The organism is Erythrobacter donghaensis (genome assembly GCF_002155425.1).
Lineage (GTDB): Bacteria > Pseudomonadota > Alphaproteobacteria > Sphingomonadales > Sphingomonadaceae > Erythrobacter > Erythrobacter donghaensis.
In genome coordinates this window covers 119,341-144,171 of record NZ_MUYG01000006.1, presented here as the reverse complement: position 1 = coordinate 144,171, position 24,831 = coordinate 119,341, and the positions used below count along the sequence as shown (strand labels likewise).

Here is a 24,831-nt window from a genome sequence, read left to right as displayed (position 1 = left end):
GGTGTTGCGTTTAGAAATTCCTAACCCTGTCCTTAAACCATGACCTGCACTTTGAGGCCTTTTTGCATGTGTCTGAAAAGCAAGGCGGCGGAGCACCCACGAAGGTGCCCCGCCGCCGTTTTTTTCGGTTGAGCGTCAGAAGCGGGCGGTCACTTCCACCCCGTAGAAGCGCGGTTCGCCGGGGATGAAGGTGGGGATGGTGAAGGCCCCGCCGGTGTTGCCTGCATCAAGCAGGAAGTCCTCGTTGAAGGCATTGCGGATGAAGCCCGCGATTTCATAACGCTCATCGGCAAAGCTCACCCCGGCGCGGGCGTTGACCAGCGTCACCGGGCCCTGGCTGATCAGCGCGGTGTTGGGCACCTGGAAGAAGATCGTGCTGCGATGGGTGATGCTGGGCGTCGCGAAGAAGCGCGCGCCGTTGCCGACATCGCGATCCACGGTGAAGCCGCCCGAGGCCTGCCATTCGGGCTGCAGGCGGAAGCGCGAGCCGGCGAAGGTGCCGTTGGCCGGATCATCGTCGATCCCGCCGTCGATGAAGCCGAAATTGCCGAAGACGTTGAGCCAGTCGGTCACGTCCACCGCAATCTCGCCCTCGACCCCGAGGTTGCTCGCCCCGCCCGCGCTGCGTGTCTCGAAGGCGCCGGTGGGGTTGCCGTTGACGATCACCGGCACCGAGACCTGAAAGTTGTCATAGACCTGATAATAGACCCCAAGCGCAGCCGACACCGGCCCGGCCGAGACCTTCACCCCGCCTTCGTAGTTCCAGACGATCTCTGCCGCGATATCGTTGCGGTTCGGCACCACTTCGCCGGTCGGCAGTCGCCGGGCGTTGACCTGCACCACCGGCGAGCGGCGGCCCTTGGAGATGGTGGCGTAGAGGTTCACGTCGTCGCTCACCCGGTAGAGCGCGTTGAAGCGCGGCAGCCATGCATCGAAACTCGCCTGCGCGCTGAAGGTGCGCCCGCCGGTGTCGATCTGGCCGGGGATCAGCGAGGGCGTCAACGGCGCACCGGGGGTGGCATTGGGCAGCACTGGCACCGGCACATCGGCAAAATAGCTCGAGCGGCGCGATTCATTGAGGAAGCGGATGCCCGCAGTCAGTTCCAGCGCGTCGAACGGGATCACGGTGACATCGGCAAAGGCCGAATAGGCCTCGTTGCGGCCCTGATTCTCGAACACCGAGCTATAGGGCACGTTGGTGATCCCGGTCGCAGGCGAAGTGCCATCCGCCGCGACACAGGGCGTGGCGCCGAACGGGCGGCCCGCCACGGGCACGCCGAACAGGGTGGTAAGGCACTGCAGGAACAGGCCTTCTTCCGAGGCGAAGGGCACGTTCTGACGGCCATCCTCGATGAAGATGTTCCACCCCGCACTCGCCCGTAGCCGCGCGCCCGAATAGGTGAAGCGGCCTTCGTGGCTGATCTGCCAGCCATCGGCGATCTCGGCGAACTCGAGGAAGGGCGCGGCGGTGCCGTCGGCGTCGAACACTTCGCGGCTGTCGAATTCGCGATAGCCGTTGACGGTGGTGAAGCTGACGTCGTCGGCAAGGCGAATGTCGGCGGTGAAGTTGATGTCATAGACCTCGCGGTTCAGCCCCAGCTGATCGTCGCCGAGCGCTGCCGCGCCTGCCGGATTGCCGCCGAGATTGGCGTCGACAAAGGCGTTGCCCGGCCCGCCCGGCGATGCGGCCGAGGCGGGGAAGCGCGCCGAGATGAAGGGCGTGCCGCCGTTCCGCTGCTGGTCGTAAGTGCCGACGAGGTCGATCGTCACATCGGGGTTGGGGGTGACCCGCAGCGAGGCGCGCAGGCCGAGCTGGTCCTGCGCGTAGAGCTCCTCCTCCTGATTGGGGCTGAGGTTGGTGACATAGCCATCGCGCCGCCGCCATTCGCCCGCGATGCGGCCCGCGATCACATCATTGCCGAGGTTGATGTAGCCGCCGAGCATGGTCTGGTCGAAATTGCCGTAGCTGCCGCGCACTTCGCCTTCGAACCCGGCGCGCGGCTTGGCCGAGACGAGGCTGATCGCCCCCACGGCGGATGCCGTGCCGAACAGGGTCGCCTGCGGGCCCTTGATCACCTCGACACGTTCGAGATCGTAGATCGCCTGATAGGAGCCGCGCGAGCGCGAGATGTCGACGCCGTTGTAATAGAGCGTGACGCGCGGGCCTTCCTGCGCCGAGCCGCTGTCCGAAGTGATCCCGCGGATCACCACGCCGGGGTTGTTGGCGCTCTGCTCCTGAATAAGCAGGCCGGGGGTGTAGTAGGACAGCTCGTCGAGGTCCGAGACGCCCAGTTCGCGGATCCGCTCGCCGCTGACAGCGCTGATGGTGATCGGCACGTCCAATGCGCGCTGTTCGATCTTCTGGGTGGTGACGATGATCTCATTGCCGCTCGCCGGGTCGTCGGCGGCGGGCGTTTCGGCATCCTGCGCGAAGGCGGCGTGGGGCGCGGCGGCGAGGGCGGCGGCAAGCGCGATGGGCGAGACCCGGGCGAAAGCGGTGCGGTTCATGTTCTGGCATCCCTGTTGCGTGAGAGAGGCCTTGCCCGTGGCACCGATTGGTGACGGACAAACGACGTCAGGATGAAACACGCATGACAGCCCGTTTACAGTTCCGGGACGTTGCCGAATTGCACCGCTTGCCGCGGCTGGCAGCAGGAAGCGGGCGCTTCAGCGGGAGAGCGCTATCGCGTCGCTATGGGCAAAGCCGCCTTCCTTCAGGCTGACCGCGACCAGAAAGCCGCCCTCCGGCCCCGGTGGCAGGGCGATCCCGTCAAACAGAAAGGCATCGCCCTGCCGGACAAAGGCGATGCTGCGGAGGCAGCGCGGCCGGTCGAAGACGGTCACGGGCCCTTGCGTGACGTAATCGGTCATGGCGAGGCCGCTTTTGCCCCGATCCGCGAAATAGCGCGGGCTGATGGTGTTGACGGTGAGGGTGGTGAGGCAGCGGGTTACCGGGCGATCATTCTCGACCAGGGTGAACACGTGGCGATCCGGCTGGGCCTGGTGCCGCAGCGCGGGATAATCCTGCCAGCATGCCGTCAACAGGCCCAGCGCGGCAAGAGCAAGACCGCAGCCGTGCCGCGCGCGGGTCACAACGGATTACCGTCCTTGTCGCGATAGATCTCGCGGCGGCCGACGTGGTTGGCGGGGCCGACGAAGCCGTCTTCCTCCATCCGCTCGATCCACTTGGCGGCGGTGTTGTAGCCCACGCCCATCTGGCGCTGGAGCCAGCTGCCGGACGCCTTCTGGTTCTCGAACACGATCTGGCAGGCCTGGCGGTACTTGCGCTCTTCGGGATTGTCCGAGGCGGTGAGGTCGTCCTCAAAACCGAAGCCGAAGCCTTCCTCGGGCTCCTCGGTGACGGCATCGACATATTCGGGCGAGCCCTGCGCGCGCCAGTGATCGGCTACCGCCTCGACCTCTTCGTCCGAGACGAACGGCCCGTGGACGCGCACCATCGCCCCGGTGTTGGGCTTGTAGAGCATGTCGCCCCGGCCCAGCAGCTGCTCGGCCCCCTGTTCGCCGAGGATCGTGCGGCTGTCGATCCGGCTCGTCACCTTGAAGCTGATGCGGGTCGGCAGGTTGGCCTTGATCACCCCGGTGATGACATCGACCGAGGGGCGCTGCGTCGCCATGATCAGGTGGATGCCCGCCGCGCGGCTCTTTTGCGAGAGGCGCTGGATCAGCACTTCGATTTCCTTGCCCACCGTCACCATCAGGTCGGCAAGCTCGTCGACGATCAGCACGATCTGCGGCAGCGGCTGGTAATCGAGCTGTTCCTCCTCGAACAATTGCTCGCCGGTTTCGGGGTCGAAGCCGGTCTGCACCCGGCGGCCCAAGGGCTTGCCCTTGGCGATCGCGGCGCTGACCTTCTCGTTGAAGGAGTGGATGTTGCGCGAGGAAATCGCGCTCATCATCCGGTAGCGGCGCTCCATCTCCTCGACCGCCCATTTCAGCGCGCGCACCGACTTGGCGGGCTCAGTCACCACCGGCGAGAGCAGGTGAGGGATGTCGTCATAGGTCTTGAGCTCGAGCACCTTGGGATCGATCAGGATCAGGCGCAGTTCGCTGGGGGTGAAGCGGTAGAGTAGGCTCAGCAGGATGACGTTGAGGCCCACGGATTTACCCGAGCCTGTCGTCCCCGCCACCAGCAAGTGCGGCATGGCGGCCAGATCGGCGATGATCGGCTCACCCGCGATATCCTTGCCGAGGATGATCGGCAGGCTGCCCTTGGCGTCGGCAAAATCGGCGCAGGCGGCGAGTTCCTTCAGCGCCACCATCTGCCGGTCCTGATTGGGCAGTTCGATCCCCATCACGGTGCGGCCGGGGATTGGCGAGACGCGCGCGGAAATCGCGCTCATGTTGCGGGCGATGTCTTCCGCAAGGCCCACCACGCGGCTGGCCTTGATGCCCGGCGCAGGCTCAAGCTCGTACATGGTCACCACCGGGCCGGTGCGCACGGCGGTAATCTCGCCCTTCACGTTGAAATCGTCGAGCACGTTTTCGAGCAGGCGGGCGTTGCGTTCCAGCGCCAGCTTGTCGAGCTTGGGCGCTTTGTCGACCGGCGGTTCGGCCAGCAGGTCTAGGCTCGGCAGGTTAAAGGGCGCGAACATATCGCGCTGCGCGGTCTTGCCGCTGGCGGCGCGCTTGGGCGGGGCCGAGGGATCGGAGATTTCGGGCGCACGGCGCGGGCGATCATCGGCAGGCGGTGCGGCTGTATCGCTCTTCGCGGTGCGGCGCGGGCGGGCGGGGGCGATGTCCTCGTCCTCCTCATCCCCGGCAAAGGCCAGCGCGGGCGTATTGCTCCGGCCCGGCAGCGGCAGGCGGCGCAGCAGCCCGGCAAGCGAGCCGCCGCCGAGAAATTCGGGCAGGCTCATCAAAACGCGCCAGTCGATCGCGAAGATGCGGGTGAGCAGGCCGACGCCGACCGCGAGGGCGGTCAGCGCGAGGCCGAGGATCACCCACCCCTCTGCCGCCTCGCCAAAGCGTGCCGCGACCGCCTGCACCGCGCCCGCGCCAAGCAGACCCGCGAGCCCCCCGGCCTGTGCGGGCAGCGTTCCGCCCGGCCCTTCGAAGGCGAGGCTGAGCACGATAGCGATCAGCGTCATCGCGATCAGCAGCAGCGCGGTCGGCATCCACCAGGCGGTGGTCTCTGGCGCGTCGCCATTCTCGACATCGCGCCACAGCTTGCGCGCGCTGACATAGAGCAGCGGCAGCAGCAGCACGCCGGGCAGGCCGAAGATCAGCAGCACCCGGTCCGCCACCCAAGCCCCGCGCGCGCCCATCCAGTTGGCGACCTGCGACGGGTCGGCCGCGGTGGAGGGGCTGGGGTCGGTCTGGGTGTAGCTCGCCAGCGCGAGCGCAAGGAACACCGCCGCGCCCAGCAGCAGCCCCGCGCCGGTCATCTGCGCGATACGGCGGAGCGAGCGGCGCAGGCCCGCGCGCCATTCGGCGTCGGTCTGGCGATTGGGTTTGACGGGTGCGACCGCGCGGCTGGCCATGGGGGTGTCTCCTGTGCGGAACAAATTATGAATCCTGCGCGGACTCCGGTCAAGGAAAGAGCGACGAGGCGTTGGCGCTAGCTCAACCCGTCGATTGCCGCCCAGCGGGGCCAGCCGAGCGCGCGGGCGCTGTGGCGGGTCATTCCGCCGAGTGCGATGACCGGCAGTCCGGCCTGCCGCGCCAGCAGCTGGAAGCGCACCGGGCCGAGCGTCGCGCCTCCGGGGTGCGAGCGGGTCGCGAACACCGGCGACAGCAGCGCCGCATCCGCGCCGAGCCTTGCCGCCAACCCCAGCTCGCCCATGTCATGCGCCGTGGCGAGATGCAGCAGGCCGTGTCTGCGCGGCCACAGGCTGCGCGGCGCGCCATAGATCCCGTCCGCCCCCCATTCGCGCGCGGTCAGGGCCGAATCGGCGAGGATCACCACATGGCCGTGTCGGCGCGCGACCCGCCGCAGCGCCCGGAACCGCGCGAGCCGCTCTGGCCCCTCGAGATGATAATGCCGGTAAATCAGCCCCGACCCGCGCGGCAGCCGCGCCAGCGCGCGTTCCAGCCCGGCATCATTGCGCGCGTCGGAGATCAGCCACAGGGCGGGGAGGGTCTTTGCGCGCGTCACCCAGCCGCTATAGAGCGCGGCCATGACAAATGCAGCCACCCGCCTCGCCGAGATCCGCGCCAATATCGCCCGCGTTTGCAAGCCCGCGCGGCGCAGCCCCGAGGACGTGACCCTGATCGCGGTCAGCAAGACGCACGAGGCGCCCGCGATTCAGCCGCTGATCGACGCCGGCCAGCGCGTGTTCGGCGAGAACCGGGTGCAGGAGGCGCAGGGCAAGTGGCCAGCGTTGCGCGAGGCCCATCCCGACATCGAATTGCACCTGATCGGTCAGCTGCAATCGAACAAGGCGGAAGAAGCGGTCGCGCTGTTCGACTATATCCACTCGCTCGACCGCCCCAGCCTGCTGACCGCGCTCGCCAAGGCGATGGACAAGGCCGGGCGGCGCGTGCCGTGCTTCGTGCAGGTCAATATCGGCGACGAGGCGCAGAAGGGCGGCTGCCCGATTGCGGAACTGCCCGCCTTTCTCGAACAGGTGCGCGCCGCCGACATCCCGCTTGCCGGGCTGATGTGCATTCCGCCCGCCGAGACCGAGGCCGCGCCGTTTTTCGCGCTGCTGGCGAAGCTCGCAGCGGACGTTGGTTTGTCCGGGGGCGAGGCCGGCCTCAGCATGGGCATGAGCGGCGATTACGAGACTGCAGTGATGCTCGGCGCGACCCATGTCCGGGTGGGCACGGCGCTGTTCGGCGCGCGGGGTTGACCGCCGCGATGACGGGCACGCTTGCCCGGCTCGATGCCTTCATCGCCCGCTGGAGCGACCGGCTGAGCGCCGATTCGGCTGCGGTCCGCATCGTAACGCATCCGGTCGGCGACACCGCCGCGCTTCACACCGCCCGCGCCGACGCTTTCGTGACCGGCCTTGGCTACAAGCCGATCGGCGGAAACTGGGAGTTGCTGGATGCCGAGGGCGCGCCGGATGCGCCGCGCTCGGCGCTCGCGGCGCTGGTCGAAGCCTTCAGCCGCAACATGGTCTATTCGCGCGAGCCTTGGCTGGGCGAGGCCGATGCCTTGGCGATGGGCGCGCAGTTCCTCGCCTGCTTCGATGCCCGCTCATGCCAGATCGTCACCAACCGGATGTATTTCGGCTGGAACCCGATCACCGATGCCACCTTCGAATGGGCCTTTGTCGCCTTCGACGATGAGGCCATCGCGCTGTTGCTGGCGACCGACGAAGACTGAACGAAAAAGGGCGCCCCGTTGCCGGAGCGCCCCTTCGTTTCAGCGATACTGCCGCGGCTCAGAAGTTGAACCGTCCGGTGATCCCGTAGGTGCGCGGTTCGGCGAGGAACTGCGAGAAGATCTGACGGCCACCCGGATACTGGGGATCGACGAAAGGTGCCGAGGTTGTGCCCGCCTGGAAGGGCGAGTTGAAGGCGACCTGGGCGTAGTCCTTGTCGAAGATGTTCTGGCCCCAGAACTCGATCGACCACTTCTGCTCCGGACCACGGATGCCAACGCGGGCGTTGAACAGCGCGAAACCATCCTGTTCCTTCTGCGGGAAGAGGTCGGAGCCGGTGTTGAAGTCCGAGGTCAGGCGGCCATCCATGTAGAACAGTGCCGAAAGGCCGCTGTCGCCGATCGGGGGCGTCCAGGTGAAGCTGCCGGTGGCGACCCATTCGGGCGCGTTCGACAGGTTGTCACCGGGCAGCTTGCGCAGCGCCGGATCGAGCGGGGCGCCCGCCGCATTGCCGACGAGATCGCCGCGGTAGTCGGTCTTGGCGTAGGTGAGGCCCGCGGCGATGTTGAGATCGGCCGCCGGGTTCATCTGCGCTTCGAGTTCCAGACCCTGCGTGCGCACGCCGTAACCGACATCGCCCGCCGCGCAGGAACCGGTCGCCCCGCTGGTGTCGGTGTCGGAGTCCGGGCCGCCCACGAGATCGCCGTTACAGCCGTTGATATTCTGCACCAGGAACACCGTCCCGTTGAAGGTGTTCAGCTGGAAGTTGCTGAAATCCGAACGGAATGCGGCAAGGCTCAGGCTGAAGGGGCCGGTCGCGTACTTGGCGCCGATTTCGTAGCTGTCGACCAGCTCGGGATCGAACTGGAGCCTGCTCACCAGCGCCTGCGCACCGCCTGTGGTGGCTGCGAAGGGCTGGATCGGGGCCTTCAGCGCCGAACGGTCAAGGTTGAAGCCGCCCGCCTTGTAACCGCGCGCGAAGCTCGCATAGAGCAGCAGGTCGTCGGTCGCCTTGAAGGAGAGGATCGCCGTGCCGGTCCATTCGTCTTCCTTGCGGTTGTCGCGGATCGACACGCCGTTGAGTTCGGCGGTCGAGTTGCCCTGACAGGACAGGCCGATCAGCGCTCCGGCCAGCGCGCGGGCGGTGGCGTTGGTGCTGGACAGATCGTCAAGCACCAGCCCCTGCACCGTGGTGCAGACGGTGTTGTCGTTGCCGAAGGTGGCCGAGAAGTCCTTCTTGTCGTTGGTGTAACGCAGGCCGAGGGTCAGGGCGAGGCGATCGGTGATGTTCACGATGTTGTGCGTGAACAGCGCCCAGTTGGTGCCGTCCTGGAAGTAATTGTCGATCGTCGAGCCGCGATCGTTGAGCCCGTCGAGCGCCGTGAAGGCGGCAACGATGTCGGGGCCGGATGCGCCGGTCGCACCCGCCAGCGTCGCCGGGCCGACGCCGGGCAGGACGCAGAGCGGGTTGGTCGGCGAATAGAGCCCCGCCAGACCGCCGCCCGAGACGATGCGGCAATTGGCGAAGCGGCCATACTGGCTGCCGAAGCGCAGATTGTCGCGCACGGTCAGCTTTTCGTTGGCGAAGAAGCCGCCGACCAGCCAGTCGAGCGTTCCGTCGAAGGCTTCGCCCTGCAGGCGCACTTCCTGCGTGAAGGTGTGGAACTGGCGGTAGGCCTCGTCGCTTTCACCGCGATAGAGAATGTCGACCGTGCCGTAATCGGTATCCGACGCCTGACCCGAGCGATATTCGCGGTAGGCGGTGATCGAGGTCAGCCTGACATTGCCGAAATCCCAGTCGATCTGGCCCGAAACGCCGTAATCCTTGGTCTGACCGGCAAAGCTGCGACCCGGTGTGACCGAGATGGCCCGGCCATAGCCCTGGTTGAAGGCGCCGAGATCCTGGCCAAGATCGCGCAACACGTTGATGATGTTGTTGCCGTTGGGCGACAGCGGAGTCAGCGGGGTGGAGGGGTTGTTCAGCGAACCGATGAAGGGGTTGACGCTGTTGTCGACATAGGTCGCCGCGCAGCACTTTTCCTCACGGAAGGTGTAGTCCCCGATCAGGCGGACCGAGATATCCGGAGTCGGCTCGAACAGCAGCTGTCCGCGCACGAAATAGCGGTCGCGATCATTGACGTCGGTGTTGTTGGCGGGATCGAAATAGAACCCGTCGCGCTTGACGAGGATGCCGTCGACCCGCGCGGCTAACGTGTCGCTGATCGGGCCGGTGACGCTGCCGCCGATCCGCACGAAATCGTAGTTGCCGTAGGTGACTTCGCCGGTTCCACCGAAGGTGAATTCGGGCTTCTTCGAAAAGATGCTGATGAGACCGGCCGAGGAATTGCGCCCACCGAGCGTGCCTTGCGGGCCGCGCTGCACTTCGATCCGGTCGATTTCGCCCAGTTCGTTGAGGCCGATGCCCGAACGCGAACGATAGACGCCGTCGATGAACACCGGCACCGAGCTTTCGAGGCCGGGGTTGTCGCCGACCGTGCCGATGCCGCGGATACGCGCCGAGCCGTTGGCTTCCGAGCCGGTCGAGGAGACCAGCAGCGACGGTGCGACCTGGTTGAGCGCGCGGATGTCGTTCGCGCCGCTGTTCAGCAGCGTTTCGGCATTGATCGCCGAGATCGCGACCGGCACGTCGGCGAGCGCCTGCGAGCGGCCCTGTGCGGTGACGATGATGACGTTTTCGGCCTGGGCCTGATCATCCTCGGTGGTGTCGGCGTCCTGTGCCCAAGCGGCGGTCGGCACCAGTGCCATGCCCGCACCGAGCAGCGCCATCGCGCGAAGCGAAGTATAGGATTTCATCCCGTCTCTCTCCCTGTTTGGTTGTTTTGTGCATTGACTAGCTGACTTGCGGCGCACTGCAAGCGGGGTTTCTGCAAACCTTCATGATTTGGTCTGCCGTGTGGCTTTTAGGCGCGTTCGAGCTGGCTCTGGCGCTGGTCGCTCGCGGCGGCGAGCAGCGCAGCCTCGATCTCGGCGAGCCTGTCGGGGGCCTTGATCTTGGCGGCGGTGAGATCGGTCACGTAGAAGGTGTCCGCCGCCGCCTCGCCATAGGCGGTGATGTGCGCCGAATGGACGATCAGGTTGGCCTTGTAGAGCGCGTGCGCCAGCCGGTTGAGCAGCGCCGCACGGTCGCGCGCGGTCACCTCGATCACGGTGAAATGGTTCGAGGCATCATTGTCGAAGCCGACCCGCGGGGCGACGTCGAAGGCCTTGGCCCGCGAATGCGCCAGCGGGCGCGCGGCGAGCTTGGGCACCAGTTCGACCTTGGCGAGCAGCGCGTCGCGGATGCCCTTGTCGATCCGCGCCATCTGTGCGGGCTCGCGGAACGGCTGGCCGTTCTGGTCCTGCACCAGAAAGTTGTCGACCGCATAGCCGCTGCGCGCGGTGTGGATGCGCGCGTCGATGATGTTCGCGCCGGCCAAGTGAATACCGCCCGCCATGCGGTAGAACAGCCCCGGATGGTCGAGCGCGATCACGCTCACCCGCGTCGCGCCACGCGTCTCGTCGACCTCGCAATGGATCGACAGCGCATCACCCACCGCCTGCGCGGCGTCATATTGCACGAGGTTGCTGGCAATGATGTCCTCGGGCTCGGCGATCCAGTAGGCATCGCCCAGCAGCGCGCCGAAGCTGTCGACCAGATGATCCTGATCCCCCAGCAGCCGCGCGACGGCATCCTTCTTCGCCGTCACCCGCTGCTTGCGCCCGTTGCCCTTGTGGCCGAGCCGCAGCCGCTCCTGCGCGGCGTCGTAAAGCTCGCCCAGAAGCTGCGCCTTCCAGCTGTTCCACGTCCCCGGCCCGACCGCGCGGATATCCACCGCAGTCAGGATCGCGAGGTTGCGCAGCCGCTCGAGGCTTTGCACCTCGGCGACGAAATCCTCGATCGTCTTGGGGTCGGTGAGGTCGCGCTTCTGCGCGGTGCGGCTCATCAACAGGTGGTGGAGCACCAGCCAGGCGACGAGATCGGTCTCCTTCTCGTCCAGTCCGAAGCGCGGGCACAGCCGGTGCGCGACATCCGCGCCCAGCACGGAGTGGTCGCCGCCGCGCCCTTTGGCGATATCGTGGAGCAGCACCGCAACATAAAGCGCACGGCGCGAGGCCAGCTTGGGAAATTCGCGGGTGGCGCGCGGGTGATCGGCGGTCAGCAGCCCGCGCTCGATCTGGCTCAATAGTCCGATGGCGCGGATGGTGTGTTCGTCGACCGTGTAGTGGTGATACATGTCGAACTGCATCTGCGCGTTGACCCGGCCGAAGTCGGGCACGAAGCGCCCGAACACCCCGGTCTCGTTCATCCAGCGCAGAGCGGTTTCGGGGTCCTTGCGGCCCGACAGCAGATCGAGAAACAGCGCATTGGCGCGCTTGTCGCGGCGCACCTTCAGGTCGATCAGCTTGGCATCGCGCCCGGCCTGACGCATGGTTTCGGGGTGGACTTCCAGCCCCTCGGCCTCGGCCAGCTGGAACACTTCGATCAGCCGCACCGGATCGTCGCGGAACCAGTCGTCCCCAGGCGCGCGCAGCCGTCCGCCTTCGACGGTATAGCCCTTGAATATCCGGGGGCGCTGCGTCCACCCGGCGAAAAAGCCGGTGCGCGGTCGCTTCTTGGCGAATTCCTCGTCGAGGTGGGCAAGGAACACGCCGGTCAGGCTGCCCACCCGTTTCACCTGAAGGAAGTAATACTGCATGAACCGCTCGACCGCGCTCTTGCCGGGGCGGTCGGCGAATTGCATCCGCTCGGCCACCTGCCGCTGGAGGTCGAAGGTCAGCCGGTCCTCGGCCCGGTCGGTGAGGAGGTGCATGTGGCAGCGCACCGCCAGCAGGAATCCCTCGGCGCGGCGGAAGCTGCGATATTCGCTTGCGGTGAGCAGCCCGACATCGACCAGCTCGGCGGCGTTCTGGACGCGGTGGACATATTTGCCGATCCAGTAGAGCGTCTGGAGATCGCGCAAGGCCCCCTTGCCCTCTTTGACATTGGGTTCGACCACATAGCGGCTGTCGCCCATGCGCTTGTGCCGCGCATCGCGCTCGGCCAGCTTCAATGTCAGGAACTGCCGTTCGCTGCCGCGCGCGACCTCGTTCCAGAACCGGCTGCGGAGCTCGTCAAACAAGGCCGCTTCGCCCCACACCAGCCGGCTTTCGAGCAGGGCGGTGCGGATGGTGAGGTCTTCCTTGGCCATGCGCATCGTGTCGGGCACGGTGCGGCTCGAATGGCCGACCTTCAGGCCGAGATCCCATAGCAGATAGAGCATCGTCTCGATCACCTGCTCGCACCACGGCGCGCGCTTGTAGGGGGTGATGAAGGCGATATCGACATCCGAATGCGGCGCCATCTCGGCGCGGCCATAGCCGCCCACCGCAAGGATCGCGAGCCGCTCTGCCTGCGTGCGGTTGGGGACGGGGTAGAGGTGCGTGGTGACGTGATCGTGGATCACCCGCAGCAGCTGATCCATCAGGAAGCTGAAGCCCGCAGTGACCTCGTGCCCGGCGGACGGAGCCTCCTCCAGCCGCCGGGCGAGCTCGGCCCGCCCCTGATCGAGCGCGTTGCGCAACGCGGCGACGATGGCCGCGCGCGCTCGCTCGCCCTCGCTGGCGTGCAGTGCGGCGATTTCCTCGGCCAGCGCGCGCCGATCGATGATCGCGCGCTGGCCGGGGATGCGGCGGGGGCTCATGCTGGGCTCACGCGGCGATGGCCTCGGCGGAGTAACGGGCCTTGACGCTGCGCTTGTCGATCTTCTGCGTTCCGAGGCGGGGGAGGGCCTCTTCGGTGAACCAGATGTGCTGTTCCAGCGGCACCTTGAACGGCGCGATCCGTTCCAGCAGAAATGCGCGCAGCTCGGCCGGGGTCACGTGGGCGTGGCCTTCTTTCATCGCATAGACCGCCGCGGGCACCTCGCCGAAGCGTTCGTCGGTGAGGCCGAAGACCGAGCATTCGCCGATATCGTCATGCGCATAGATCGCGTCCTCCACCTCGATGCAGGAGATATTCTCGCCGCCGCGGATGATGATATCCTTCTTGCGGTCGACGATGAACAGGTAGTCATCCGCATCGAGGTAGCCGAGGTCGCCGGTGCGGAAATAGCCATCCTTGGTGAAGGCCGCCTCGGTGGCTTCGGGGTTCTTCCAGTAGCCGCGGAAATTGGCGACCGAGCGGATGCAGACCTCGCCCACCTGACCTTGCGGCAGGGGGTTTCCGGCATCGTCGAGGATCGCCAGATCGACCATCGGCTTGGACGGGCGGCCCGTGGAGCCGGGCTTGGCAAGGTAGTTTTCATTGAAATTGCCGCAGCCGACCGCGTTGGTTTCTGTGAGGCCATAGCCGAGCAGCGGGAAGCTGCCGGGGAAGGCTTCCTTGATGCGGGTGACGTGCTCGACCGGACGCGGCGCGCCGCCCGCGGCGAAGCTCTTGCAGGCCGACAGGTCGTATTTCTCGCGGTCGGGGTGGTTGGCGATTTCGTAGCTCATCAGCGGCACGCCGACGAAGTAGGAGACTTTCTCCTCCGCCATCAGCCGGATCGCGAGGCCTGCGTCCCACTTGGGCATGAGGACGAGCTTGCGCGCGATGGCGAAGCTCTGGAGGAACAGCGGCACTTCGCCCGTCACGTGGAACAGCGGCACCGCGACCAGCGCGCAGGGCTGGGTGGTGATCGGGCCTTCCTGGCTTTCGACATGGACCTTGGCCATCGCCGACTGGGCGACATAGTTCATCACCCCGTGGATCACGCCCCGGTGATCCGACCACGCGCCCTTGGACTTGCCGGTCGAGCCCGAGGTGTAGAGGATCGTGGCGATATCGTCCGGGCCCAGCTCGCCCAGCATCGCCATCGCTACGCTGGTGCCTTCGGGCTCGGCCCAGGTGGCGGCGAGGCCTTCGGCGGGTGGATTGCCGTGGGTGAAGAGCACCACCTTGGCGGGGTGGTTGTGCCCTTCCAGACGGGCGGCGCGGCCATCATCGGCCAGCAGCACCTTGCATTCGGCCAGATCGAGCCCGTAGGCCAGTTCGTCGCCCGACGAGAACCCGTTGAGCAGCGTGGCACAGCCGCCCGCCATCAGGATGCCCATATAGGCGATCATCCAGTTGGCCGAATTGCGCGCGGCGATGCCGACGCGGTCGCCCTTGGCGACGCCGTGGGTCTTGGCCAGACCTTCGGCCACGCAGGTCGCGGCGGCATAGGCCTCGCCAAAGGTCAGACGCACGTCGCCATCGACGAGGAAAGGCACGTCCTTGTTCTGGTTGCAGAAATGCGCGAAGTAATGGGCCAGCGTCGGGGGCGCGGCGGCGAAGGCCGGCATGGTGATCCCGTCACGGGTAAAGGGCGCGAGCGCGAAGGGCTGGCCGTCAGTGGTCAGGCCGGTGATGATCGCTTCGAGCGCATTGTCCAGCTGGGTGGGCATGCGGGTGTGTTCCTCTCTCTTGTTGTCGCGGCCCTCCGGCCGGGGATGTCCCCCGTGCCGGATGGCCTGTCCCATTTGCGCCGCGGCGATCCCGTGCCCCTTCCCCTGCCCCGGATGCTGTGCCAGAAGCGCCAGCGCAGCCGGGGCCGTTTCGGGCGCGCCGATACGGCATATCATGGTCATTAAGAGGTTCGCTTCGTGCTGTCACTACTTGCCGCAAGCGGCGCCGCCGATCCGATCTACTGGACCGACCTGGGGCTCAAGCCGGGGATCGACCTCGGCTTCTTCACGCTGCGCTATTACTCGCTGGCCTACCTGCTGGGGGTGATCTTCGCCTATTGGCACACCTCCAAGATGCTCAAGCAGCCCGGCGCGCCGATGGCGCAGCGCCATGCAGACGACCTCTTCTTCTACTGCACGCTGGGCGTGATCCTCGGCGGGCGGCTGGGCTATGCGATGTTCTACGACCAGAGCCTGTGGACCGATTTTTCGGGCGATGGCTTCGTCAGCTGGAAACTGCTGCGCCTGTGGGACGGGGGGATGAGCTTCCATGGCGGTCTGGCGGGCGTGACGCTGGCGATGGCTTATGTGGCGTGGCGCGATAAGCTGAACTTCATCCGCGTGGTTGACTATGTCAGCGTCGGCGTGCCGATGGGGATGCTGCTCGGGCGGCTGGCGAATTTCGTCAATGGCGAGCTGTGGGGCCGCGTTACCGACGTGCCTTGGGCAATGATCTTCCCGAACGACCCCACCAGCCTGCCGCGCCATCCCAGCCAGTTGTATCAGGCGGGGCTGGAAGGGCTGGCGATGCTGGTGATCATGCTATGCCTGTTCTGGTTCACCCGCGCGCGCTATCGCCCGGGCCTTTTGGCAGGCGTGTTCACCACCGGCATGGGCGTGGCGCGTTTCGTCAACGAATTTTTCCGTGAGCCGGATCAACAACTGGCTGACTTTGCGGCCCGGACCGGGCTATCGATGGGGCAATGGCTGACTATACCGCTGATCCTGACTGGATTGATTGTCGTGCTCTTCGCGCTGCGGAAGCAGCCGCTGGGGGCGGGTACGACAGCACCGGCCTGAACGATGCGCCGGGCGTGTGGCGCCCCGCGCTCAGGCTGATCGATCCCGACGACGCGCCGGAGCCTGCCGCGCGCGGCAAGGCCGAAGCGCGTGCGCGTCAGGCTGAGCGCGCCAAGGCCGAACAGGCGGCTCTCGCCCGGCAGCGCGCCGAGGCCGAAGCTGCGGCGCGAGAGGCCGAGCGGGTCAAGGCCGAACAGGCGGCCCTCGCCACCCAGCGCGCCGAGGCTGAGGGGGCGGCGCGCGAACAGGCCAAGGCCGAGGCCCGCCAGCGTGCCGAAGCGGCGCTGCGCGAAAAGGCCGAAGCGCTGGCCCGCTCCAAGGCCGAGGCGGAAGAACGCTCGCGCGCACTGAAGGAAGCCCGCGCCCGCGAAAAGGCGGAGGCCGAAGCGCGCGCCAAGGCCGAACGCGAAGCCCGCGAAAAGGCCGCCGCCGAGGCACGCGCCCGCAAGCTCGCCGAGGCCGAGGCCCGTCAGCGCGCCGAAGCCGAAGCACGCGCCAAGGCAGCCGAGGAAGCGCGGCTGCGCAAGGAAGCCAAGGCCCGCGCCGAAGCCGAAGCCAAGGCCCGTGCCGAGGCGGAAGAACGCGCCCGCCGCGAAGCCGAGGCCGCCGAAGCCGCCGAGCGCGCCCGTGCCGAGGAAGAAGCGCGCCGCATCGCCGAAGCGCGCAAGCGGGCCGAGGAAGAGGCCCGCGCCAAGGCCGCCGAGGAAGCCCGGCTCAAGAAGGAAGCCGAAGCCCGCGCCCGCGTCGAAGCCAAGGCTCGCGCCAAGGCCGAGGCCGAAGCCAAGGCGCGCGCCGAAGCCGAAGAGAAGGCCCGTAAGGCCGCCGAGGAGAAGGCCCGGCGCGAAGCCGAGGCCAAGGCCGCAGCCGAAGAAAAGGCGCGCAAAGCCGCCGAGGAAAAGGCGCGCAAGGAAGCCGAAGCCAAGGCCAGGAAAGAAGCGGAAGCCAAGGCCCGCCGCGAAGCCGAAGTGGCTGCGAGGCTGGCTGCCGAGGAAGCCGCGCGGCTCGCCGCCGAAGAGGCCGCCCGCAAAGCCGCCGAGGAAGAAGCCGCCCGCATCGCCGCCGAGGAACAGGCCAAGCGCGAGGCCGAGGAAGCTGCTGCCGCCGAACAGGCGCGGCTTGAGGCCGAAGTGCTCGCCCGCGCGCAGGTCGATGTGCCCAAGGTGCTTCGCCGCCTGATCCGCGAGACCGGCCCGATCCCGCTCTCGCAATATATGGGCGAAAGCAACGCGCGCTATTACGCCAGCCGCGATCCCCTGGGCGAACAGGGCGATTTCATCACCGCGCCCGAGATCACGCAGGTGTTCGGCGAGCTGATCGGGGTGTGGTTTGCCGATCTGTGGTCGAAGATGACCAAGCGCAAATACATCCACTATGTCGAACTTGGCCCGGGGCGCGGGACGCTCGCCAAGGATGCATTAAGCGCAGCGGCGAAGCAGGGGTTGAAGCCGCAGATCCATTTCGTCGAAACCTCCGCGACCTTGCGCAAGATCCAGCGCGAGGCCTTCCCCGATTGCATCCACCACCACGACATCTCGACCCTGCCCGACGATGCGCCGCTGCTGATCATCGCCAACGAGTTTTTCGACGCTCTGCCGGTGCAGCACCTGATCCGCTCGGTCGATGGGTGGTATCCGCGAATGGTGGGGCTGGAGGATAATGCTTTCATCTTTGTCACTGGCAAGGAGCGGATGGATCACATCGTCCCGCCCAGCTGGGTCACGGCTTCGCAAGGCACGCTGATCGAGACCAGCCCGGCGGCGGTCGCGGTGATGGCCGAGATATCGCGCCGGTTGAAGGATCAGGGCGGCGCGGCGCTGATCATCGACTACGGGCATGAGGAATTGCGCTCAGGATCGACCTTGCAGGCCTTGAAGAGCCACAAGAAGGTCGATGTCTTCGCCCATCCCGGCGATGCCGACCTCACCGCCCACGTCGATTTCGAGCTGCTTCAGCTTGTCGCGCAGCAGCACGGCGCGGATGTGATGGGGCTGCAATATCAGGGCGAATGGCTGATCCAGATGGGGATCGACACCCGTATGGAAATGCTCATCCGCCGCGCGCCTTACGAACGCGAAAAGTTCAACCGGCAGCGCGATCGCTTGGTCAAGGAGAGCGAGATGGGCCGGCTGTTCAAGGTGCTGGGCCTATGCGGACGGCGCTGGCCGTTCGGTGCCGGGTTCGACTGATTGTGACCGGCGCGCCGCGGCGTGCGAAAGCCTTCCCGAGAGCGGCAAGAGCTACCGGTCGGTCATCCGCCGCAAGGGCGCGAATGCGCTCGAGGTGAAGGGCTGCGTCGGCCCTTTCTGCCAGACGCAGGTTGGGAAGAAGGTAGTCTGATGGTGGCCGATCCGTCCCTCTCCATCCCTTCAGGACGGGGAGGCACTCGCATCCTTTATCGCTACAGCCCGGCCTTGTCCGCCAGCCCCGCCGCCGCTCCCTTGGGGGTCATCTTCTGCGCATCCTCGCGGTCGACCGCCAGGTTCGCCTCGCGCATCGCCTCGACGCTGATCGCCCCGATCAGCGGTTCGAGCGCGGCGATTACGCCTTCGTCTGCGGCGATCCGGGGGGACAGCATCAGCATCGCGTCATAGCTCGGGAGCGCGCCCTTGGGGTCGGCGAGCACCACCAGCCGGTCTGCGGCGATCCGGCCGTCCGAGGTATAGGCGCTGATCACGTCGGCCTCGCCCGATTGCAGCGCGTTGTACATGAAGGTCGGCGCGAAGTTGCGGTTGCGCGCGAAGTTGAGGCTATAGGCGTCCTTGACCGCGATCCACTCGGGCCGCTCGAAGAATTCCGGGTCGCCGCCAACGGTCAGCCGCGGTGCGACGGCGGCGAGATCGGTGAGGCTGGCGACGCCCAGTTCGCGCGCGCGGTCCTCGCGCATGGCGAAGGCATAGGCGTTCTCGAACCCGAGGCGGCCCAGCACTTTTACGCCGTTTTCGCGCCATTCCCACTCGCGGATCGTCTCGTACATCGCCTCGCGCCCCGGATTGTCGGAGCGATTGAGGTAATTCGTCCAGATCGTGCCGGTGTAATCGACCGAGATGTCGATGCTCGACGAGGCCACCGCTGAATGCACCACCGCGCTGCCCAGCCCGTCGCGATATTCGACCGCATAGCCCGCCGCCTCCAGCCGCGCGCCGATCAGCTGAGCGAGGATATATTGCTCGGAGAACTGCTTGGAGGCGATCACGATGCGCCGCTCCTCGCTGCTCCCCGCGCCCTGCGCCCACAGTGCGGCGAGGATGCCCAGCGCCACCACGGCGATCCCGCCGAAGGTCATCCAGCGTTTGCGGCGCGCGAGGCCGACCTCGATCACCCAGAGGAGGTTATCCGCCGCCAGCGCCAGCCCCGCGCTCGCCAGGCACCCGGCCAGCACCAGCGCCCAGTTTTGCGTTTGCAGCCCGGCGAAGATCGGATCGCCAAGGCTCGGTTGGCCGATGGTGGTCGCGAGCGTCGCCGCGCCGATCGTCCAGACGCTCGCGGTGCGGATGCCGGCCATGATGAAAGGAGCCGACAGCGGCGCTTCGACCAGCACCAGTTTCTGCCACTTGGTCATGCCCACGCCATCGGCGGCCTCGAGTATCTCGGGGTCGAGATTTGCCTGCGCTGTCACCGCGTTCCTGAGGATCGGCAGCAGCGCATAGAGCGTCAGCGCCATCAGCGCAGGCAGGAAGCCCAGCGTCGGCAGGCCTTCGCCGAAGACGCTTCGCAAGGACAGCAGCAGCGGGAAGAACAGCGCCAGCAGCGCCAGCGCGGGAATCGTCTGGACGAGGCTCGCAAGGCTCAGCGCGACGCGCGACACAGTTTTCGACCGGCTCGCCCACACCGCCATCGGCAGGGCGATCAGCATGGCGAGCCCGATCGCGCTGGCCGAGAGCACCACGTGTGCCGCCAGCTTGTCGCCGAGGCCGGGGAGGATGTCCCAGATATCGCCCATCAGCGCGACGCTTCCCCAGAGACTTCCAGCGCCGCCAGCCGCTCGGCCTGCTGGCGGGGCACGGCGACGAGGCCCTGTGCGACATCGCCGCCTGCCCCGGCGAGCAGCGCGCGCGGGGTCTCGTCGGCGACCAGCTGGCCGCGATCCATCACCAGCACGCGGTCGGCGAGCAGCAGCGCCTCGGCCATGTCGTGCGTTACCATCACCGTGGTGAGGCCGAGCCGTTCATGCAACTCGCGCACCTTGCGGCCCAGCGCGTCGCGGGTGATCGGATCGAGCGCGCCGAAGGGTTCGTCCATGATCAGCAGCTCCGGCTCCCCCGCAAGCGCGCGCGCCACGCCGACCCTTTGGCGCTGCCCGCCGCTGAGTTCGTCGGGCATCCGCGTGCCCATGGCCGCATCGAGTTCGACCAGATCGAGCAGTTCGGCAATCCGCTCCGGCGGCAGTGTTTCGCCGGTGAGGCGCGGGCCAATGGCGATGTTCTCGGCCACCGAGAAATGCGGGAACAGGCCGATGCCCTGAAACACATAGCCGACCCGGCGGCGCAGGCGAGCGGGCTTGAGATCGCTCACGTCCTCGCCCGCGAACAACACCCGGCCTGTCGTGGGCTGCACCAGCGTGTTGACGGTCTTCAGCAGTGTCGACTTGCCCGAGCCTGAAGCGCCCACCAGCGCGGCAAAGCAGCCCGGCGCTATGTCGCAGGTGACACCTCCGACCGCCGTGACCTCGCCGAAGCGGCAGATCACCCCGTCGAAGCGGAGCAGGGGTGCGGGGCTGGTCATCACGGCTAGGACTAGCGGGATCGACAGCCCAGCGCCAGCCGCAGCGATTGGCCTTTGCCCCGCAGCTTGCTATGCGGATCGCCAGAACAATCATTACCCGGCGAGGAACGAATCATGCGCGCCACCCCCGATTTCGACTTCCACCTCGGCGAAGCGGCCGAGATGATCCGCGACACCACCGCGCGCTTCGCCGACGAGCAGATCGCGCCTCTGGCCGAACGTACCGACCGCGAGGACCGCTTCCCGCGCGAGCTGTGGGAGCCGATGGGCGCGCTGGGTCTCCACGGCATCACGGTGGAGGAAGAATGGGGCGGGCTGGGCCTCGGCTATCTGGAACACGTGATCGCGGTCGAGGAAGTCAGCCGCGCGAGCGCCAGCGTCGGCCTCTCTTACGGCGCGCATTCCAACCTTTGCTTGAACCAGATCCGCCGCTGGGGGGATGATGACCAGAAGGCGAAATACCTCCCCAAGCTGATCAGCGGCGAGCATGTCGGCAGCCTCGCGATGTCAGAGGCCGGGGCCGGGTCGGACGTGGTCTCGATGAAATTGAAGGCCGACGCGGTGCAGGGTGGGTTTGTGCTCAACGGCACCAAGTTCTGGATCACCAACGCGCCCGAGGCCGATACGCTGGTGGTCTATGCCAAGACCGATGGCCACGCAGGCAGCCGCGGCATCACCGCCTTCCTGATCGAGAAGGGCGACGAGGGGTTCTCCATCGGCCAGAAGATCAGCAAGGTCGGCATGAAGGGCTCGCCCACCGCCGAGCTGGTCTTTTCGGATTGCTTCATCCCCAAAGACCGCATCATGGGTCCGGTCAACGGCGGGGTCGGCGTGCTGATGAGCGGGCTGGATTACGAGCGCGTGGTGCTCGCCGGATTGCAGCTCGGGATCATGCAGGCATGCCTCGACACGGTGATCCCCTACCTGCGCGAGCGCAAGCAGTTCGGCAAACCCATCGGCAGCTTCCAGCTGATGCAGGCCAAGGTCGCCGACATGTATGTCGCCCTGCAATCGGCCCGCGCCTACACCTATGCGGTGGCGAAGGCCTGCGACGCCGGGCAGACGACGCGCTTTGACGCGGCGGGGGTGATTTTGCTCGCGTCCGAGAACGCCTTCAAGGTCGCCGCCGAAAGCGTGCAGGCGCTGGGCGGCGCGGGCTACACCACCGACTGGCCTGTCGAGCGGTACATGCGGGACGCCAAGTTGCTCGACATCGGCGCGGGGACCAACGAAATTCGCCGGATGCTGATAGGGCGGGAGCTCATCGGGGCTGCGGGGTGAGCGACATGCCAGTTGTTGAAGGCGAGGAACCCAAGAAGTCGAAGCGCTCGGTCCGAGAACGGGCTGACGCGATAAAGCCGTTCGTTTGCAAGAACCTCATCGCGGTGATCGAGGACCCTGCCGACCTCAAGAACATCGGCACAGTAATCCGAAACGTGAACGCGCTCGGTGCGGAAAAGGTCTACATCGTCGATCCGCGCAAGGGACTGCCCGACGATTGGCAGGACATGCGGGAAAAGCCCTCACTCTCAAAAACGTCGGTTTCGGCGGTTAAATGGAGTTTTGTGAAGCGGTTCGACAGCACCGACGACTGCTTCGACCACCTCGAAAAAAACAACTTTCGCTCGATGGTCACCTCGCCGCATGTGAAGGGACAGGTGAACATCATCCTCCACGAAGGTGACTATACCGAGTACGCCAAGCTTGCCGTGTGGTTCGGCAACGAGAAGCGCGGGATCAGCGACCGCGCGGTCGAGCGCAGCGATGCGTGTGTCTCGATTCCGATGTTCGGAATGATCGAGAGCCTCAATCTCGGCACTTCCTCGGGCATCGTGCTCTATGAGGTGTGCAAGCAGCGCCGCGAATATCAGAGCAAGTATCGCAAGCGTGACAAGCGGGGCAAACGGACCATGCCCTTGCCGACCGTCATGGGACGCGAGGAGGGCGAAACATGAGCACCGACGAAGACTACGTCTATGACGAGGCGAGCGGCGAGTGGCTGCCTGCGGCCGAACTCGCGGCCCAGCGCGCGGCGGAGAACGCGGTGGAGGTGCGCGATGCGGTCGGCAACATCCTCGCTGATGGCGATGCGGTGACGTTGATCAAGGATCTCGAGGTCAAGGGCGCTGGCCAGACGCTGAAGCAGGGCACGCTGATCAAGTCGATCCGGCTGACCGGTGACGCGCAGGAGATCGACTGCAAATATCCCGGCATCAAGGGCCTTGTGCTGCGGGCCGAGTTTGTGCGGAAACGTTGATGGCACGAATTGACTTGAGCGGCGGGGCAAAAACGGCGGGCCGGAGCTGGCTGATCGCAGCTGCTGCGATGAGTTTTGTCGCCTCCCTTCTGCACCTCGCCTGCATTCTCGGGGGAGGTGACTGGTATCGATTTTTCGGTGCTGGTGAGCGGATGGCGCGACTCGACGAGGCAGGCTCATGGACGCCGGCGATCCTCACCGCTGTCATCGCGATCATTCTCGCAGGGTGGGGGCTTTACGCGCTGTCAGGAGCGGGCATTGTCCGAAGGCTACCGCTCTTGCGAACCGGTCTGGTCGCGATTGCAATTGTGCTGCTGGCGCGAGCAAGTTTTGTGGCCATTCCGGCAACCTGGGGGCCGGAACTGGGCTTTACATTCATGGCAATCACATCTGCCATCGTCGGAATTATGGGCCTGACGTTCGCGGTGGGAACCTCCAAATCGTGGGCTTACATGAGGAATTTATCGGAATGACCGCCCCCACCCTCACCACCAAGCTCGACCGCGAGAGCCCCGAGGCCAAGGCTCGCTTTGCGCATAACCACGCCCTCGCGCAGGAACTCCACGCGCGGGTGGCCGAGGCCGCGCTGGGCGGGCCGGAGAAGCATCGCGAGCGGCATGTCAGCCGCGGCAAGCTGCTGCCCCGAGAGCGGGTCGAGCGCCTGCTCGACCCCGGATCGCCTTTCCTCGAAATCGGGCAACTCGCCGCGAACGGGATGTATGAGGGCGACGTCAACGGCGCCTCGATCATCTGCGGGGTGGGCCGCGTCTCGGGCCGTCAGGTGATGATCGTGTGCAACGATGCGACCGTGAAGGGCGGCACCTACTACCCGATGACGGTCAAGAAGCACCTGCGCGCGCAGGAAATCGCGCAGGAGAACCGCCTGCCGTGCATCTACCTCGTCGACAGCGGGGGCGCGAACCTGCCGCATCAGGCCGAGGTGTTTCCGGACCGCGACCACTTCGGGCGCATCTTCTTCAATCAGGCGAACATGAGCGCGCTGGGCATCCCGCAGATCGCCTGCGTGATGGGGAGCTGCACCGCGGGCGGCGCCTATGTCCCCGCCATGTCCGACGAGACCGTGATCGTCCGCAACCAGGGCACCATCTTCCTCGCCGGCCCGCCGCTGGTGAAGGCCGCGACGGGTGAGGAGATCACCGCCGAGGACTTGGGCGGGGGTGACCTGCACGCGAAGAAAAGTGGCGTGGTCGATCACCTCGCCGAGAACGACGAGCACGCGCTCACCATCGTGCGCGATATCGTCTCGCACCTCGGCGCGAACACCGGGGCTGCGAAGGACGTCGCGCTGAAAGACCCGCGCCCGCCGAAGTTTGACGCGGAGGACCTCTACGCCCTCATCCCCGAGGACGTGCGCGCGCCCTATGACGTCAAGGAAGTGATCGCGCGGCTGGTGGACGGCAGCGAGTTCCACGAGTTCAAAGCACATTACGGCTCCACGCTGGTCTGCGGCTTCGCGCATATCTGGGGGATGCCGGTCGCGATCCTCGCCAACAACGGCGTGCTGTTCTCCGAGAGCGCGCAGAAGGGCGCGCATTTCATCGAGCTCGCGTGCCAGCGCCGCATTCCGCTGCTGTTCCTCCAGAATATCAGCGGCTTCATGGTCGGCGGGAAATACGAGGCGGAAGGCATCGCCAAGCATGGCGCAAAGCTCGTCACCGCGGTCGCCACTGCGACCGTGCCCAAGGTCACCGTGGTGATCGGCGGCAGCTTCGGCGCCGGCAATTACGGCATGTGCGGGCGCGCCTACTCCCCGCGCTTCCTGTTTACCTGGCCCAATGCGCGCATCTCGGTAATGGGCGGGGAGCAGGCGGCAAGCGTCCTCGCCACCGTCCACCGCGACGCCGACAGCTGGGACGCCGAGCAGACCGAGGCCTTCAAGGCCCCGATCCGCCAGAAATACGAGGACGAGGGCAACCCCTACTACGCCACCGCCCGCCTGTGGGACGACGGCGTGGTCGACCCGGTGCAGACCCGCGATGTGTTGGGGCTGGCGCTTGCGGCTTGCCTTGAGGCTCCGATTGCCGAGCGGCCCGCGTTTGGCGTGTTCCGGATGTGACG

18 protein-coding genes are annotated in these 24,831 nt (G+C 66.5%); 9 read left to right on the top strand and 9 right to left on the bottom strand.

Going from position 1 to position 24,831, the window contains the following annotated elements:
- Positions 1-135 precede the first annotated feature (135 nt).
- The 4 genes from BZF59_RS02035 to BZF59_RS02020 form a co-directional block, all read right to left on the bottom strand.
- Positions 136-2,508 carry a TonB-dependent receptor gene (locus tag BZF59_RS02035; protein WP_086606569.1) on the bottom strand — a complete coding sequence of 791 codons (2,373 nt, stop codon included), beginning with the start codon at positions 2,506-2,508 and terminating at the stop codon, positions 136-138.
- Positions 2,509-2,667: 159 nt separating this feature from the next.
- Complete coding sequence (locus tag BZF59_RS02030) at positions 2,668-3,093, bottom strand: hypothetical protein (RefSeq protein WP_086606568.1); 426 nt, start codon at positions 3,091-3,093, stop codon at positions 2,668-2,670.
- On the bottom strand, positions 3,090-5,501 hold the full coding sequence (locus tag BZF59_RS02025; RefSeq protein WP_086606567.1) for an FtsK/SpoIIIE family DNA translocase: 2,412 nt from the start codon (positions 5,499-5,501) through the stop codon (positions 3,090-3,092). The genes BZF59_RS02030 and BZF59_RS02025 overlap by 4 nt, the downstream gene beginning before the upstream one ends.
- Before the next feature lie 77 nt (positions 5,502-5,578).
- Entirely contained in the window at positions 5,579-6,139 is a 561-nt protein-coding gene (locus tag BZF59_RS02020; protein WP_086606566.1) for a thiamine phosphate synthase, read from the bottom strand.
- On the opposite strand from BZF59_RS02020, the gene BZF59_RS02015 reads away from it, so the two are divergent.
- Positions 6,138-6,812 carry a YggS family pyridoxal phosphate-dependent enzyme gene (locus BZF59_RS02015; RefSeq protein ID WP_086606565.1) on the top strand — a complete coding sequence of 225 codons (675 nt, stop codon included), beginning with the start codon at positions 6,138-6,140 and terminating at the stop codon, positions 6,810-6,812. The two genes, BZF59_RS02020 and BZF59_RS02015, sit on opposite strands and share 2 nt — an antisense overlap.
- 8 nt (positions 6,813-6,820) lie before the next feature.
- On the top strand, positions 6,821-7,291 hold the full coding sequence (locus BZF59_RS02010) for a hypothetical protein (RefSeq protein ID WP_143738063.1): 471 nt from the start codon (positions 6,821-6,823) through the stop codon (positions 7,289-7,291).
- Positions 7,292-7,349: 58 nt separating this feature from the next.
- Here BZF59_RS02010 and BZF59_RS02005 read toward each other — a convergent pair whose 3' ends face one another.
- From BZF59_RS02005 to BZF59_RS01995, 3 genes are all read right to left on the bottom strand, one after another.
- Complete coding sequence (locus BZF59_RS02005) at positions 7,350-10,103, bottom strand: TonB-dependent receptor (RefSeq protein ID WP_086606563.1); 2,754 nt, start codon at positions 10,101-10,103, stop codon at positions 7,350-7,352.
- Positions 10,104-10,210: 107 nt separating this feature from the next.
- Positions 10,211-12,970 carry a [protein-PII] uridylyltransferase gene (locus BZF59_RS02000; RefSeq protein ID WP_086606562.1) on the bottom strand — a complete coding sequence of 920 codons (2,760 nt, stop codon included), beginning with the start codon at positions 12,968-12,970 and terminating at the stop codon, positions 10,211-10,213.
- 7 nt (positions 12,971-12,977) lie between these two features.
- Positions 12,978-14,693, bottom strand: coding sequence for a class I adenylate-forming enzyme family protein (locus BZF59_RS01995; protein ID WP_086606745.1), 1,716 nt, complete (start codon positions 14,691-14,693; stop codon positions 12,978-12,980).
- A 198-nt stretch (positions 14,694-14,891) separates the two neighbouring features.
- On the opposite strand from BZF59_RS01995, the gene lgt reads away from it, so the two are divergent.
- Both lgt and BZF59_RS16505 read left to right on the top strand, forming a co-directional pair.
- Positions 14,892-15,773: a prolipoprotein diacylglyceryl transferase gene (gene lgt / locus BZF59_RS01990; RefSeq protein ID WP_211277336.1), complete on the top strand. Its 882-nt coding sequence runs from the start codon at positions 14,892-14,894 to the stop codon at positions 15,771-15,773.
- A complete protein-coding gene (locus BZF59_RS16505; RefSeq protein WP_342744103.1) occupies positions 15,677-17,959 on the top strand; it encodes an SAM-dependent methyltransferase in 2,283 nt (760 codons plus the stop codon). Before lgt ends, BZF59_RS16505 begins: the two co-directional genes overlap by 97 nt.
- Before the next feature lie 212 nt (positions 17,960-18,171).
- On the opposite strand, the gene BZF59_RS01980 is transcribed toward BZF59_RS16505, so the two are convergent.
- Both BZF59_RS01980 and BZF59_RS01975 read right to left on the bottom strand, forming a co-directional pair.
- On the bottom strand, positions 18,172-19,713 hold the full coding sequence (locus BZF59_RS01980) for an ABC transporter permease/substrate-binding protein (RefSeq protein WP_086606561.1): 1,542 nt from the start codon (positions 19,711-19,713) through the stop codon (positions 18,172-18,174).
- Positions 19,713-20,495, bottom strand: a complete 783-nt coding sequence (locus BZF59_RS01975; RefSeq protein ID WP_086606560.1) for an ATP-binding cassette domain-containing protein — start codon at positions 20,493-20,495, stop codon at positions 19,713-19,715. Before BZF59_RS01975 ends, BZF59_RS01980 begins: the two co-directional genes overlap by 1 nt.
- 114 nt (positions 20,496-20,609) lie before the next feature.
- Between BZF59_RS01975 and BZF59_RS01970 the strand changes: the two genes are divergently transcribed.
- The 5 genes from BZF59_RS01970 to BZF59_RS01950 are packed head-to-tail and all read left to right on the top strand — an operon-like array spanning position 20,610 to position 24,829.
- On the top strand, positions 20,610-21,776 hold the full coding sequence (locus tag BZF59_RS01970) for an isovaleryl-CoA dehydrogenase (RefSeq protein WP_086606559.1): 1,167 nt from the start codon (positions 20,610-20,612) through the stop codon (positions 21,774-21,776).
- Between the two features lie 5 nt (positions 21,777-21,781).
- Positions 21,782-22,450, top strand: coding sequence for a TrmH family RNA methyltransferase (locus tag BZF59_RS01965; protein ID WP_086606742.1), 669 nt, complete (start codon positions 21,782-21,784; stop codon positions 22,448-22,450).
- Positions 22,447-22,752, top strand: coding sequence for an alkylphosphonate utilization protein (locus BZF59_RS01960; RefSeq protein ID WP_086606558.1), 306 nt, complete (start codon positions 22,447-22,449; stop codon positions 22,750-22,752). Before BZF59_RS01965 ends, BZF59_RS01960 begins: the two co-directional genes overlap by 4 nt.
- On the top strand, positions 22,752-23,225 hold the full coding sequence (locus tag BZF59_RS01955) for a hypothetical protein (protein ID WP_245805974.1): 474 nt from the start codon (positions 22,752-22,754) through the stop codon (positions 23,223-23,225). The genes BZF59_RS01960 and BZF59_RS01955 overlap by 1 nt, the downstream gene beginning before the upstream one ends.
- Complete coding sequence (locus BZF59_RS01950) at positions 23,222-24,829, top strand: carboxyl transferase domain-containing protein (protein WP_086606557.1); 1,608 nt, start codon at positions 23,222-23,224, stop codon at positions 24,827-24,829. Before BZF59_RS01955 ends, BZF59_RS01950 begins: the two co-directional genes overlap by 4 nt.
- Positions 24,830-24,831 lie beyond the last annotated feature (2 nt).

Excerpts from the sequence above, each read along its gene's own strand:
- BZF59_RS02005 (WP_086606563.1), bottom strand. The coding sequence starts at position 10,103 with ATGAAATCCTATACTTCGCTTCGCGCGATGGCGCTGCTCGGTGCGGGC.
- BZF59_RS01995 (WP_086606745.1), bottom strand. The coding sequence starts at position 14,693 with ATGCCCACCCAGCTGGACAATGCGCTCGAAGCGATCATCACCGGCCTG.
- BZF59_RS01970 (WP_086606559.1), top strand. The coding sequence starts at position 20,610 with ATGCGCGCCACCCCCGATTTCGACTTCCACCTCGGCGAAGCGGCCGAG.
- BZF59_RS02015 (WP_086606565.1), top strand. The coding sequence starts at position 6,138 with ATGACAAATGCAGCCACCCGCCTCGCCGAGATCCGCGCCAATATCGCC.
- BZF59_RS01965 (WP_086606742.1), top strand. The coding sequence starts at position 21,782 with ATGCCAGTTGTTGAAGGCGAGGAACCCAAGAAGTCGAAGCGCTCGGTC.
- BZF59_RS01950 (WP_086606557.1), top strand. The coding sequence starts at position 23,222 with ATGACCGCCCCCACCCTCACCACCAAGCTCGACCGCGAGAGCCCCGAG.
- BZF59_RS02010 (WP_143738063.1), top strand. The coding sequence starts at position 6,821 with ATGACGGGCACGCTTGCCCGGCTCGATGCCTTCATCGCCCGCTGGAGC.
- BZF59_RS16505 (WP_342744103.1), top strand. The coding sequence starts at position 15,677 with ATGGCTGACTATACCGCTGATCCTGACTGGATTGATTGTCGTGCTCTT.
- BZF59_RS01955 (WP_245805974.1), top strand. The coding sequence starts at position 22,752 with ATGGCACGAATTGACTTGAGCGGCGGGGCAAAAACGGCGGGCCGGAGC.
- BZF59_RS01980 (WP_086606561.1), bottom strand. The coding sequence starts at position 19,713 with ATGGGCGATATCTGGGACATCCTCCCCGGCCTCGGCGACAAGCTGGCG.
- BZF59_RS02025 (WP_086606567.1), bottom strand. The coding sequence starts at position 5,501 with ATGGCCAGCCGCGCGGTCGCACCCGTCAAACCCAATCGCCAGACCGAC.
- BZF59_RS02000 (WP_086606562.1), bottom strand. The coding sequence starts at position 12,970 with ATGAGCCCCCGCCGCATCCCCGGCCAGCGCGCGATCATCGATCGGCGC.
- BZF59_RS02035 (WP_086606569.1), bottom strand. The coding sequence starts at position 2,508 with ATGAACCGCACCGCTTTCGCCCGGGTCTCGCCCATCGCGCTTGCCGCC.
- BZF59_RS01975 (WP_086606560.1), bottom strand. The coding sequence starts at position 20,495 with ATGACCAGCCCCGCACCCCTGCTCCGCTTCGACGGGGTGATCTGCCGC.
- BZF59_RS01960 (WP_086606558.1), top strand. The coding sequence starts at position 22,447 with ATGAGCACCGACGAAGACTACGTCTATGACGAGGCGAGCGGCGAGTGG.
- BZF59_RS02020 (WP_086606566.1), bottom strand. The coding sequence starts at position 6,139 with ATGGCCGCGCTCTATAGCGGCTGGGTGACGCGCGCAAAGACCCTCCCC.